The following is a 12,284-nucleotide window of genomic DNA, read 5'->3' as shown; positions in this document are numbered from 1 at the left end:
CCACCTGTGACCACTGGCGGAAGCGTGGTGTTGTCCACGCTCGAGTTCGACATGCTCTGGGAGGCGGAACGGCTGCCCCGGCGGCATCCCGCACTGGACGTGCCGAGCGCCGGGATCACGCACAGCGAGCGGGCCGACCTCGTCGAGCAGGCGTGGGACTCGCTCGCGCAGCGCAGGCTCGCGAAGGGACATCAGGCCACGAGCGACCTGGTGGACATGCTGAACCTGTTCGTGCGCCCCGCCGTGGCCATCGACACGTGGGTCTGGACCGACCGGCAGATCTCCGGACTGGCCGTCAGCACGGGCACCCAGGCGTTGATGGGGGTCGTCGACGGGGACGAGGTGTGGCTGATCCCGGCGCGGGACTCGTCGTTGCCGGAGTCGGCGGTGTCGGTGGCGGGCGAGACGCCCGCGGGTGTCGGCTGGTCGGCCAGCGTGCCGCACGACATCCTCGTGGAGGCCGACCGCGAGGCAGCTGGTGATGCGCGAGCCCTCGTCGGTGCGCTCACCGACCGGGGCATCGTGCTGAGCGAGGCGCAGGAGTTCGCCGCCATGCTGATGGGCCAGGTCGTCCGCGGCCAGTTCGGTGCGCAGACGCACGGCCGTGACGGCACCGTGCGCCGTGCCCAGCGGGTGATCGCGTTCTACGACACCGACCGAGGCCGGTATCTGCTGCAGGTGGCGCCGGGCGGTGACGGACGCCAGTGGGCGACCGTGGCGCCGGCGGACAACACGTTGCTGGCGCAGCGGGTGTGGGAGCTGCTTGAGGAGATGTAGGCGGGCCGTGGGAACGCGAAATCCCCGCGCACGCCGTTACAGTTGGGCGGAACCGCCGGTGGTGCCGTGTGCGTCCAACCCGGCGACGATCGAGATCGTGTGGTGAAGGGGGAAGATCACCGTGCCGGTTTATGACGCCGATTCGATGCGCAGCACGGCCGGGACGGTCGACGGGATCGCCGACCGGATCAGCAAGGACAAGGACGAACTCCGCGGGGTCGAGGGCGAGAGCCCGTTCGGCGAGGTGGAGGACGAGGACGATCCCGACCGGGTCGACGGCACGCTCGGTTCCTTCACCGCGGGCATGCAGTCCGAGTTCGACGCTGCGCAGCAGCACATGAAGGCGGCCAGCGCGACCCTGCGCAAGGCCATCGAGGCGATGTCCGAGGCGGACGCCACCGCCGCGGACAACCTGACGATGCGGGGCGAGGTCTGACATGTCGCTGGGAATGCCCGACAACTGGGGCGACGTCGAAGCCCAGGCCGCGAAGGTCGAGAAGGTCAACCCCGGCCAGATCCAGGGGGTGGCCCAGCAGTTCCGCAAGGCCTCCGAGAACACCGGCGACCACTCGACGTCGCTGAAGAACGCCGCCGCACCGTTGCAGGAGGGCGGGGTCTGGAACGGGGACGCCGCCGACGCCTTCTTCGACTACGTCGGCAAGGTCGCCGCAGCGGGTGCGCGCGTCAAGTCGAAGCTCGACGAGGCCGCCGAGGAGCTGAGTTCGCTCCAGCAGCAGCTCTCCGAGATCAAGAACAAGATCAACGAGACCAAGAAGTCGGCCGAGAAGACGATCAACGAGCGCAACGAGAAGGCCGAGCAGGAGGCGCAGGAAGCCGAGCGCACCGTTCAGGCCGCGCACGGGGACGGCGGTTCCGGCGGCGGGCGTGATCCCGAGGCGATCCGCGAGCAGGCCCGGCAGGCCAACAGGCAGACCGCGAGCCAGGCGACCGAGCGGATCAAGAGTCTGATGAACCAGGCCAACCAGGCCATCAAGAAGGCCCAGCGGTTGATGAAACAGGAGATCGACGGCGGAGGGTACTCGCAGGTGCCGGTGCCGGGTGGGGCGCAGTCGCAGATGGCCTCGACCGGTGGGATCAGCGGCGGCGGCAGCGCACCGAGCGTCGGCGGCAGCAGCGGCGGGAGCGGTGGTGGCGGCGGCGACGTCGCGGCCGCGGCGGGCGGCGGCGGTCTCGGTTCGAGTGGCGGCCCGCCGGCGGGGCCGCCTCCGGGCAACGTCGAGCAGTGGATCAAGGAAGCCATCAAGATCCTGCAGCAGAACGGAATCCCGGTCACCGAGGAGAACATCGACCAGATCTGGACGATCATCGAGCACGAGTCGGGTGGCGACCCGCGCGCGATCAACGATTGGGACTCCAACGCCGCCAAGGGCACCCCGTCGAAGGGTCTGATGCAGTGCATCGACCCCACGTTCGACGCGCACGCGGTGCCCGGGCACACCGACATCTGGAACCCGGTGGACAACATCGTCGCCGGTGTCCGGTACACGTTCGACCGCTACGGCAGCCTCGACCAGCACCCGGGTCTGGCCTCCATCGCCTCCGGCGGCGGATACCAGCCGTACTGACAGCTCCCGTTCGTGCCACCAAGGTGGCTTCGGTCGCGCCCGGCGCCGCCGAAGTCACCTTGGTGGCACAACTGCATCGGGGCAGATGAAGGGCCCTTCATGGTCGCCTCAGGCGAGGTTCACGGTGTGGCGGCATCGTTGACGTCATGAGCGAAGAGCAGTGGCAGCCGGCGGAGGCGGAACTGGCCGACCTGTGGGCCGCCGTCGCGGAGGCCGACGGCGGTCTCGTCCACGGCAGCCGCATCACGCACCGCGACGTCCAGCGCTCGAGCACGACGGTGGCCGCGCGGGTCGACGTCACCGGCGCCGACGGACGCCGCGGCGCCGAGACCTTCTGCGCCAGCACGTCCGACAGGGCCCGCGGCGCGATGCGGATGTCCGACGGCCACCGCGAACTCGGTGTGTGGCGGTTCCCGCACGATCCCGCGCTGCCCGGACTCGCGGCGGCGGTGGATCCCGACCGGATGCGCGCCCTGCTCGCGCGGTTCGGACTGCCGGCGCAGGGGCTCACCGTCCACGTGCGCGCCTACCGGCCGCTGCGCCGCGCCGTCGTCGAGCTACGGACGTCGACGGCGAGCGTGTTCGTCAAGGCTCTCCGCCCCGACAAGGTCGAGGCACTGCACCACATGCACCGCGCGGCCGAGGGCGGCATCGTTCCCGAGAGTCTGGGATGGACAGGCGACGGCCTGTTGCTGCTCGCCGGGGTCGGAGGCAGGCCGCTGCGCCGGCTTCTGTTGAGTGGCAACACGATCGAACTCGAACGTATCGATCCGGGCGACATCGTCGGCACGTTGCGCGCTCTGCCGGCCGCATTCACCGAACAGGGACGCAGACCCGGATGGGCCGACCGGGCCCGCCACTACGCCGACGTCGTGGCGCGCCTGCACCCCGATGTCGGCGACAGGGCGCACGCCGTCGCTGACGCGGCCGAGTCCCGGCCCACGTGGCCCGACGTTCCCGTCCACGGCGACTTCTACGAAACCCAGCTGCTCGTGTCGGAAGGGCGGCTCGTCGGCCTGCTCGACCTCGACACCGCGGGGGCCGGTGATCCGCACGACGACCCGGCGTGTCTGCTCGGGCACCTTTCGGTGCTCGCACAGGTGAAACCCGAGCGAGCGCCGGTGATCGACCGGTTCGCCCAGCGTTGCCGCCGCGAGTTCGACGAGCACTGGGATCCGGCTGCACTGCGGATCTCGGCCGCGGCCGTCGTGCTCTCGCTCGCACCCGGCGCGCACCGCACCGGCGGCAGGCGGTGGCGTTCCGTGCTCGAACAACGACTCGAACTCGCCGAACACTGGTGCCGCGACGCCGCCCGAAGCGGCCCGGCCTGAACACCGCCACGGCAGCAACCTCGCTCCACGAACCCGAATCCGGAAAGACCCTGCGCGCGGAATGCCCGGTACGCAGGCGGAACAAGCAAGGCACACAACGAAAGGTGATCACATCATGGCAAGCAACAAGCGTCCCTGGTTCGTCGTCGCGGCCGCGGCGGTGGGAATCGGCGGTGCGATCGCCGTCGGCGGCACCGCCGTGGCCGGCGGTGAGGTGAACGACGCCAAGGCGCCCGCCCAGGTCCAGCTCGCCGACCAGCAGTCCGGTGCCGACTCCACCGACACGACCAACACGGCCGACTCGCCGAGCGACCGCGACAACAGCACCGCCAACACCGCGAATACCGCCAACTCTCCGGACACCAACACGACCGACTCGCCCGACGAACCCGCACCGGTGCCGCCGAAGGACGGATCCGTGCAGCAGGCCCCGCCTCCCGCCCCGCAGGACGTCGACGACCACACGGCCGATTCGCCCGACGAGGCCGACGACGCGAACACCGCCGATTCCCCGGACTCTCCGGACAGCGACTCGGACGATGACGACGCGCCGGGTGTCGATTCGCCCGATTCTCCCGAATGAGAGTAGTTTCGCGAGATCCGCATTCCCTTCAACGGTGAAGGAAACATCATGACGATGTCGGCCGAAGGTGCCCAGAGGGTCGATAGTGGACAGTCCGCTCCGGTGCGCACGAAGCGAATCTGGTGGATCCTGCTGGGCGTCTCGGTCGTCCTCAACGTCGTCAGCATGGCGGTTCCGGCGCTGATCGACCATCCGCTCACCACCGAGCGCGGCGAGATCCGGATGTATCTCGACGTGTTCATGGAGGGGAATCTGCCGACGTGGTGGAGCGTCGGCCTGCTCGTCGTCACGGCGGTGCTGTTCGCCGTGCTCGGCGGGCTGGCCCGCTCGGCCGGTGCGCGGTCCGCGGCGTGGGGCTGGTGGTGTGCGACCGTCCTGCTCGGACTGTTGTCGCTCGACGACCACACGCAGCTGCACGAGCGGCTCGATCGCATCGGCCGCAGGCTGACCACCTTCGACAGCGGTTTTCCGTTCTACTGGCTGATTCCCGGCCTGCTGGCGGGTGCGGTCGTGGCGGCGGGACTGCTCGTGCTGGCGCTGCGGCTGAGCGGACGTGCGCGGTGGTTCGTCGTGGCGGGCGGAGCGCTGCTGCTCTGGTCGGCACTCGGGATGGAGGCGTTGCAGGGACTGCTCATCGCCGGACAGGAGAGCGGCCCGCTGTACGTGCTGACCTACCACGCGGAGGAACTCGGGGAGAACGTCGGCGTGCTGCTGCTGATGGCCGGTGCCGCGCGAGCGGCGTCCCTGCGGCGCTCGCCGGGCGGACGTTTCACCCTCCGCTACGCCCTGCCTTCAGTCTAGAATCGTCCGGTGAGCCCGATGAGTCCGCGTGAGGACCAGAACCGCAGGTTGCTGCGTGCCCGCGACGCGATCGACCGCGACTACGCGCAGCCGCTCGACGTGCCCGCGCTCGCCCGCATCGCGCTGATGTCGCCGAGTCACTTCACGCGCTCGTTCCGCACGACGTTCGGTGAAACGCCGCATCGCTACCTGCAACGGCGCCGGATCGAACGCGCGATGGCGATGCTGACCGCGCCGTCGGCCACCGTCACGAAGGTCGCCGAGCAGGTCGGATTCGACAGTCTCGGCACGTTCAGCCGTACGTTCCGCGCGGTCGTCGGAATGTCCCCGACCGAGCACCGCACGCGCGAGAAACCGAGTCACGTGCCGGCGTGTTTCGTCAAGACGTGGCGCCGCCCGGCATGACGGTCGTTTCGGATAAGCCGAAACCGCCGCTCCGGTCGTAGCGTTTCCGACATGTTCACACGAATCGGAATCACCTCGGTCATGGTCCTCGATCAGGACGAAGCACTCGACTTCTACTGCGGCAAGCTCGGTTTCGAGGTCGCCGACGACGTCGACATGGGTTTCATGCGGTGGCTCACCGTGGAGTTGCCGTCCGACCCGGGCAGACAGTTGCTGCTCGAGCTGCCCGGTCCGCCCGCGCACAGCGAGGAGGTCGCGGCACAGATCCGGGACCTGGTCACGAAGGGTGCGCTCGGTGCCGCGGCCATGCTCAACACCGACGATTGTCAGAAAACGTACGAAACGCTCCGCGCCAAGGGTGTCGAATTCACGGAGGTGCCGACCGAGCAGCCGTACGGCATCGACTGCGCACTGCGGGATCCGTTCGGCAACCACATCCGCATCACGCAGCTCGCGGAGGGTCCCGTGCACATTACAGAACAGGACATCGAAAGATTCCGGTGCGGCTCTTGAGCCGAGATCGTTTTCGATAGGCTGCGCGCGGTACATCGACCCCGCGCGCAGCCTGGAGGCGACGGTGACTTCCACACCAGGGCGGGACGGCTCGAGGGAAGCGGTCCTGCCGACGGTCATCGACCCGAACGTGCCGAGCATCGCGCGTGCGTACGACGCGACGCTCGGCGGCAAGGACAACTACGAGGTCGACCGCGAAGTCGCCAGACAGCTGCGTGAGGTCACTCCCGAGGTCACCACCCTGGCCTGGGACAACCGGGACTTCCTCATCCGCGCCACGCGCTACATCGTCGGCACGGTCGGCATCAACCAGATCCTCGACATCGGTTCCGGCCTGCCCACGGCGGAGAACACGCACGACGTGGCGCTGCGGATGAACCGGGACACGAGTGTCGTCTACGTCGACATCGACCCGATCGTCATCGCCCACGGCAGGGCGCTGGTCGAGGACCACGACCGGGTCCACTGCGTGCAGGGCGACCTCACGCAGCCTTCCGAGCTGCTGGCGGACGCGGAGGTGCGGTCCGCGCTCGACTGGTCGGCCCCGTTGGCGCTGTACCAGGTCGGCACCTTGCACCACGTCGCCGACGACGGCGACCCCGCGGCGCTGATGCGGCAGTACGTCGAGGCCCTTCCCTCGGGGTCGTACGTCGTGCTCTCGCACTTCTTCCACCCCGGCGACGAGGACCCCGAGGCGGCCGAGGTCGCCGAGCGGCTCGAGCACGCGTTCCTGCACAGCCCCATGGGTACCGGCAGGTTCCGCACCAGGGACGAGATCGCCGAGTACTTCGAGGGCCTCGAGTTCGTCGAGCCCGGCCTGTCGACGCTGTCCTACTGGTGGCCGGAGGGTCCGCCGCCCGACGACCTCGACCCGGCACGCCGGCTCATGATCGGCGGCATCGCCCGCAAACCCTGACGCGGTCCGGCCGGGCGAGGACCGTGGCCCTGCGCTCATGCGTGTGTGTCACCTCCGACAGCGCCGCCTACAGTGCTGGGCATGACGAGCGCGACCCCGTTTCCCCCTCCCGCACAGCGTTCCGACGTCCCGCCGTTCTACGTCATGGACGTGCTGTCGGCGGCGAAGGCGCGGCAGGCCGAACGCGGTGACGTCGTCTTCCTGTGCGCCGGTCAGCCCACCGCGGGCGCGCCGAAGCCCGTCATCGCGGCGGCCGAACAGGCACTGCGCGGCGGCGACCTCGGCTACACGCCGCAGCTGGGTATCCCGGAACTGCGCGAGGCGATCGCCAGGCACTACGACCGCTCGTACGGCCTCGACGTCGACCCGGGCGACGTCATCGTCACGACCGGGTCGTCGGGCGGTTTCCTGCTGGCTTTCCTGTCGGCGTTCGAAGCGGGCGATCGCGTCGCCATGGCCAGGCCCGGCTATCCGGCCTACCGCAACCTGTTGCGCGCGTTGGGCTGCGAGGTCGTCGAGTTCGGCACCGACGAGACCACCCGGTTCCAGCCGACGCCCGGCCTGCTCGACGAGCTCGGTGACATCAAGGGCCTCGTCGTCGCCAGTCCCAGCAACCCGACGGGGACGATCGTCTCGCCCGACGAGTTCGCCGCGCTGACGACGTGGTGCGCCGACCGTGGGGTGCAGCTGATCAGCGACGAGATCTACCACGGCATCTCCTACGAGCGCGACGTCGCGTGTGCGTGGCAGACCTCCGACGAGGCTCTGGTGCTCGGTTCGTTCTCGAAGTACTTCGCGATGACGGGCTGGCGGCTCGGCTGGATGCTGGCGCCGAGCAGGCTGCACCGCAGCATCGACGTGCTGACGGGCAACTTCAACATCTGCCCGCCCGCGTTGTCGCAGCACGCGCTGGTGGCCGCGTTCGACGAGCAGTCGTACGCCGAGCTGGACGGACACGTCGAGCACTATCGGGTGAACCGGGACCTGCTGGTCGACGGCCTGAGGGACATCGGACTGACGAGGATCGCGCCGATCGACGGCGCGTTCTACGCCTATGTCGACGTGTCGGCCCACACCGACGACTCGCTGTCGTGGTGCCGGAAGCTGCTGGACGACACCGGCGTGGCGATCACGCCGGGTGTCGACTTCGACCCGGTCGACGGGGGCAGGTTCGTACGGCTGTCGTTCGCGGGCGCGCGGGAGGACATCGGCGAGGCGGTGCGCAGGATCGGCGCGTGGCTGCACGCGTAGGCAGCCTTTGCGCGTGCCGGGGAGCCCGCTCAGGGGCGCCCTGAGTTTTCCCTGAAGGTTGCCTGCTCGACGGGACTTCCGGGGGTGGGCCGTGCCAACCTGGAATCAGACATTCTCAGCGACCTGGAGGAAGCACATGTTCTGGAAGATCGTCGGCGGCCTGTTCCTGGCGTGGGTCGCGTTCATGGTGATCGGGTCGGTCGTCGGCTTCCTCGTCAAGGCCGTCTTCTGGATCGCGCTCATCGCCGGTGCCGGCTTCCTCGGTGCGGCCGCCTACGGCGCGCTGAAGGGCGGCGACAAGAAGCAGCTCCGCCAGTGACGGCCCACGGCTGACCCGCCGCGTGCGCTGCCGCCCAGCGCATGCGGCGCGGCCTGTCGGGGGTGGCTCGTAGCCTCAGCGCAGTAGGGAGACGGCCGCGTCGGCGCCCGGCCAGAGTTCGGCGCGGAGGCCGGCGGCGCGGGCGGCGTCGACGTTCGCCTGGCGGTCGTCGAAGAACAGACAGTCGCCGGGCGCGCAGCCCAGCCGTTCGACGAGCAGGCGGTAGATGTCGGCGTCCGGCTTGGCCATGCCGACGTCGCCGGAGAAGACCAGGTGCTGGAAGTGCCGCGTCCACGGCTGCTGTTCGGCGTGCCGGGCGAACGACGCGGGCGCGTTCGACAGCAGCGCCAGGTTCCGCCCTTCGCCGGCCAGCGATTCGAGGAGCCGTTCGGCCGCCGGGTCGAGCGTCGACCAGCCGCGCGCGTCGATCTCCGTCAGTTCGCGGACCGTGGCCAGGTCGACGTCGGCGTCGACGGTGTCGCCGACGGCCTGCCAGTAGGCGACGTCGGCGGCCCCGCGGTCGTACGGATCGCGGTGCGCCCAGTAGGCGGGTTCGAACGTCGCAGGGGGCACGTCGAGTCTCCCGGCGAGTTCCGGCAGCGCGGTCGTGCGCCTGCACAGCACCTCGCCGTAGTCGAACACCACCCAGTCGGTCATCGGCGGTCCTCCCGGATGCGCCGCAGCGCCTCGTCGACGTCGTCGGCGGTCACCTCGCGGTGCAGGACGAACCGCACCTTCCCCGCCATCGGCAGCGCGCGGATGCCGAGGCCACGCAGATGCTCGAGGGTCAGCGACACGTCCGGAACCGAGGCGAGCAGGATGTTCGTCTGCGGATCGACCACGTCCCAGCCCAGTTCACGCAGTCCAGCCGCGAGCGTGCGGGCGTTCTCGTGGTCGCCCTTGAGTTGGTCGATGCGGTCGAGCGCCACCAGTCCGGCCGCGGCGAGCACACCGCCCTGGCGCACGCCGCCGCCGAGCATCTGCCGCATGCGCCTGGCCCGCTCGACGAACTCCGCCGTACCCGCGACGACCGATCCGACGGGCGCGCCGAGGCCCTTCGACAGGCACGCCGACACCGAGTCGACGCCTACGGTCAGCGCGGCCGGCGGCAGACCGAGTTCCGCGGCGGCGTTCCACACCCGCGCGCCGTCGAGGTGGACGTTCAGACCACGGTCGCGCGCGGCGGCGACCAGCTGGGCGTGCTCGTCGGGCGGAGTGATCGCCCCGCCCGCCGCGTTGTGCGTGTTCTCCAGCGACAGCAAGGTGGTGCGCAGTGCGTAGTACGGGCCGTCGGCCGGTCCGACCGCCGCGCGCACCGCAGCCGGGGACGGCCTGCCGGGCCCCGCGTCGTGCTCGAGCGGATCGGGCATGCCGCCTGCCAGCCACGCCGCGGAGCCGAGCTCGTTGGTCAGCACGTGCGCCCCACGCGGCGCGAGGAACCGGTCGCCGCGCGAGAGGTGCAGCGACAGGGCGATGAGGTTCGCCATGACCCCGCTCGGGGTCCACAGTGCCGCCTCCATGCCGAGCAGGTCGGCGGCACGCTCCTCGAGTGCGACGATCGTCGGGTCCGAGTCGATGACGTTGTCGCCGACCTCGGCGTCGGACATCGCCACGCGCATGGCGTCGTCCGGCCTGGTGATCGTGTCGGAGCGGAAGTCGATCGGGGTGGGGGATCCGGAGGTCACGTTTCGATCACATCACATGCCCGACCGGCGGCTGCAGCAGGGCTCGCCGATCCGGGGGCGAAAATCTTCGGGGGACGTGCAACCGTAGACGCGACCGGTGCCGTCCAGGGCACGAACAACTGAGACCGACCGGAGACCTACCGCGTGGACCCCCGCGACGAGCAGGAGTTCGCGGCGTACTTCGCCGCGAAGCGAGACTCCGTGCGCAGAACCGCGTACATGCTCTGCGGCGACTGGCATCGGGCGGACGACCTGGCACAGACGGCTTTCGTCACGCTGCATCGGCGCTGGCGCAAGATCCGTGACAGGGAGGCCCTCGACGCGTACGTCCGCAAGACACTGGTGCGGGCGGCGATCGACGAGTCCCGTCGACCGTGGCGCAGGGAACGGCAGACCGAGGATGGTTCGGACCTGCCGGAACCGTCGGCGTCGGGCCCGCCCGACGCCCTCGGCGACAGGGTGGCCACGCGGGAGGACCTGCTGGCCGGGCTACGGCAGGTGCCGCCGAGGCAACGCGCCGTGCTCGTCCTGCGGTACTTCGATGGTCTGGACGTCAGCGGAGTGGCCGGCGTCCTCGGTTGCAGCGAGGGCAACGTCAAGAGCCAGACCGCTCGCGGGCTGGCGGCGCTGCGGAAGGCGCTCGGTACGGAGGTGGACGCGCATGGATGAACGGGAACTGTCGGAGTTGTTCCGTTCCGTGCCCGGCGACCCGCCTCCCGCTTCGTTCGACGAGGCCGACGTCGCCACGGCGTCCCGCCGCATCACGGTGCGCAGGCGCGCGGCCGCGGGTGGGGTCGCGGCCGGTGTGGTGCTGCTGGTCGGTGGCGGTCTGGCCACCGGCGCGGTGCTCGGCGGGTCCGACGGCGATTCGGGCGGCTCGCAGAATGTCGCCGAATCGCGGTCGTCAGCCGACAGGGGGATAGAGGCCCGCGGCGAGCAACCGGCCGAAACCCGCGAACGTCAACCGCAGGCACACGAACTCCCGGACGCCGAGCCGAAGCAGGGCGGCGAGGACGGCCGGGATCGCACCCACGGGTGCGAAGAGGTCGACCGGGAGCTCGCCACCGCCCTCGCTGGCGAGCTCCCGGTCGGCGCTGACGAGGCCTCGCCGGGGCGGTTCTGTCCCGAGGGAACGAGTTCGGTGTCGTTCCGCGTCGAAGGCTCGGCCCTGACCGCGGTGCTCGCGCCGCCCGACGTCGATGTCCGCGCGCCCGCCGGCTCCGCCGACGCCGACACGGCCGAACGCACCACGTCGAGCGGATCGACGCTGCTACTGGTGAGCGAACCCCTGACCAGGGCCGCGCTCGACGGCCCCGACGTGGGCCGACTGGTGGACCGCCTCGCCCCTTCGCTGTGAGGCAGCGGCGAGGGACGGCGTGGCTCCGACGTCCAAGTGGCAGACTTTTCGGGCATGACGTCCGCGAGCACGCCGAAGGGTGAACGCCGTCGCCACGCGTTGGTCACGGCGGCAGCCGAACTGTTGGCGGAAGGCGGGTTCGACGCGGTGCGCCACCGCGCCGTCGCCGAACGGGCGGGGCTGCCGCTGGCGTCGACGACGTACTACTTCGACTCGCTCGACGAACTCGTCGCCGCCGCCACCGAGCACCACGGACGCGCCGAGCTGGAGAAGGGTCGCGCTCGCCTCGCCGGGTTGTCGACCGAGAACCGTGGTCTGGACACCGTGGTGGAACTGGTGCTCGACCAGCTCCTCGGGGAGGACCCGGCCTACGAGGCGGTGCTGCTGCGTTACGAACGGCTCGTCGGCACCGGCAGGCGGCCGTATCTGCGCCCGCTGATGCGGACCCTGTCCGGCGAGCTGCGTGAACTCCTGGAGCGGATCCTCGTCAAGTCGGGGCTCGAGGTCGACCAGCGGCGGATCGAGCAGATGATCGCCGTCGTCGACGGTGCGGTGGTCAACGCGCTCATCGCGGTGGACCCGGATCCGCGCGGCGTGGCGGCACGCATGCTCAGGGAGACCCTCGCGACCGCGCTCCCGCTCGACCCGCAGCGCGATCCGGACGGACGCGACGAGGACGACATGGACGACATGGACGACATGGACGACATGGACGACATGGACGACATTCGCCCCATCGGTGACGTCTGACCACGTGACG

The 12,284-nt window shown here is 70.2% G+C and carries 15 protein-coding genes and 1 pseudogene; 14 read left to right on the top strand and 2 right to left on the bottom strand.

Going from position 1 to position 12,284, the window contains the following annotated elements:
• Positions 1-6: 6 nt before the first annotated feature.
• The 11 genes from IF64_RS0119695 to IF64_RS0119640 all read left to right on the top strand — a co-directional run bounded on the left by IF64_RS0119695 (position 7) and on the right by IF64_RS0119640 (position 8,482).
• Positions 7-777, top strand: coding sequence for an ESX secretion-associated protein EspG (locus IF64_RS0119695; RefSeq protein ID WP_030533628.1), 771 nt, complete (start codon positions 7-9; stop codon positions 775-777).
• A 121-nt stretch (positions 778-898) separates the two neighbouring features.
• The gene (locus IF64_RS0119685; protein WP_030533627.1) at positions 899-1,213 is read left to right on the top strand and encodes a hypothetical protein; all 315 of its coding nucleotides are present in this window, start codon (positions 899-901) and stop codon (positions 1,211-1,213) included.
• Between the two features lies 1 nt (position 1,214).
• On the top strand, positions 1,215-2,363 hold the full coding sequence (locus IF64_RS0119680) for a transglycosylase SLT domain-containing protein (protein ID WP_030533626.1): 1,149 nt from the start codon (positions 1,215-1,217) through the stop codon (positions 2,361-2,363).
• A 146-nt stretch (positions 2,364-2,509) separates the two neighbouring features.
• Positions 2,510-3,694: a phosphotransferase family protein gene (locus IF64_RS0119675; protein WP_051758010.1), complete on the top strand. Its 1,185-nt coding sequence runs from the start codon at positions 2,510-2,512 to the stop codon at positions 3,692-3,694.
• Positions 3,695-3,809: 115 nt separating this feature from the next.
• On the top strand, positions 3,810-4,277 hold the full coding sequence (locus tag IF64_RS0119670) for a hypothetical protein (RefSeq protein ID WP_030533624.1): 468 nt from the start codon (positions 3,810-3,812) through the stop codon (positions 4,275-4,277).
• Positions 4,278-4,379: 102 nt separating this feature from the next.
• On the top strand, positions 4,380-5,078 hold the full coding sequence (locus IF64_RS0119665; RefSeq protein WP_246134802.1) for a hypothetical protein: 699 nt from the start codon (positions 4,380-4,382) through the stop codon (positions 5,076-5,078).
• Between the two features lie 18 nt (positions 5,079-5,096).
• Positions 5,097-5,483, top strand: coding sequence for a helix-turn-helix domain-containing protein (locus IF64_RS0119660; RefSeq protein WP_030533622.1), 387 nt, complete (start codon positions 5,097-5,099; stop codon positions 5,481-5,483).
• A 51-nt stretch (positions 5,484-5,534) separates the two neighbouring features.
• Positions 5,535-5,996: a VOC family protein gene (locus IF64_RS0119655; RefSeq protein ID WP_030533621.1), complete on the top strand. Its 462-nt coding sequence runs from the start codon at positions 5,535-5,537 to the stop codon at positions 5,994-5,996.
• A gap of 64 nt (positions 5,997-6,060) precedes the next feature.
• Positions 6,061-6,912: an SAM-dependent methyltransferase gene (locus tag IF64_RS0119650; protein WP_048807570.1), complete on the top strand. Its 852-nt coding sequence runs from the start codon at positions 6,061-6,063 to the stop codon at positions 6,910-6,912.
• Positions 6,913-6,993: 81 nt separating this feature from the next.
• Entirely contained in the window at positions 6,994-8,163 is a 1,170-nt protein-coding gene (locus IF64_RS0119645; protein WP_030533619.1) for a pyridoxal phosphate-dependent aminotransferase, read from the top strand.
• 136 nt (positions 8,164-8,299) lie between these two features.
• Complete coding sequence (locus IF64_RS0119640; protein WP_030533618.1) at positions 8,300-8,482, top strand: hypothetical protein; 183 nt, start codon at positions 8,300-8,302, stop codon at positions 8,480-8,482.
• Positions 8,483-8,557: 75 nt separating this feature from the next.
• On the opposite strand, the gene IF64_RS0119635 is transcribed toward IF64_RS0119640, so the two are convergent.
• On the bottom strand, positions 8,558-9,139 hold the full coding sequence (locus IF64_RS0119635) for an HAD family hydrolase (protein ID WP_030533617.1): 582 nt from the start codon (positions 9,137-9,139) through the stop codon (positions 8,558-8,560).
• Entirely contained in the window at positions 9,136-10,167 is a 1,032-nt protein-coding gene (locus IF64_RS0119630; RefSeq protein ID WP_030533616.1) for a threonine aldolase family protein, read from the bottom strand. The genes IF64_RS0119635 and IF64_RS0119630 overlap by 4 nt, the downstream gene beginning before the upstream one ends.
• A 144-nt stretch (positions 10,168-10,311) precedes the next feature.
• Between IF64_RS0119630 and IF64_RS0119625 the strand changes: the two genes are divergently transcribed.
• The 3 genes and pseudogenes from IF64_RS0119625 to IF64_RS0119615 all read left to right on the top strand — a co-directional run.
• Positions 10,312-10,836, top strand: coding sequence for a SigE family RNA polymerase sigma factor (locus IF64_RS0119625; protein WP_030533615.1), 525 nt, complete (start codon positions 10,312-10,314; stop codon positions 10,834-10,836).
• Positions 10,829-11,524 (top strand): hypothetical protein, encoded by a 696-nt coding sequence (locus tag IF64_RS0119620; protein ID WP_051758009.1) that lies wholly within the window; start codon positions 10,829-10,831, stop codon positions 11,522-11,524. Before IF64_RS0119625 ends, IF64_RS0119620 begins: the two co-directional genes overlap by 8 nt.
• A gap of 54 nt (positions 11,525-11,578) precedes the next feature.
• Positions 11,579-12,151: pseudogene (locus tag IF64_RS0119615) on the top strand (TetR/AcrR family transcriptional regulator); the annotation flags it as partial.
• Between the last annotated feature and the right edge of the window lie 133 nt (positions 12,152-12,284).

The organism is Prauserella rugosa (assembly GCF_000719975.1).
In the GTDB taxonomy this organism is placed as follows: Bacteria; Actinomycetota; Actinomycetes; order Mycobacteriales; family Pseudonocardiaceae; genus Prauserella; species Prauserella rugosa.
The sequence above is the reverse complement of the archived record's forward strand: the minus strand, read 5'-3'. Positions and strand labels throughout refer to the sequence as shown.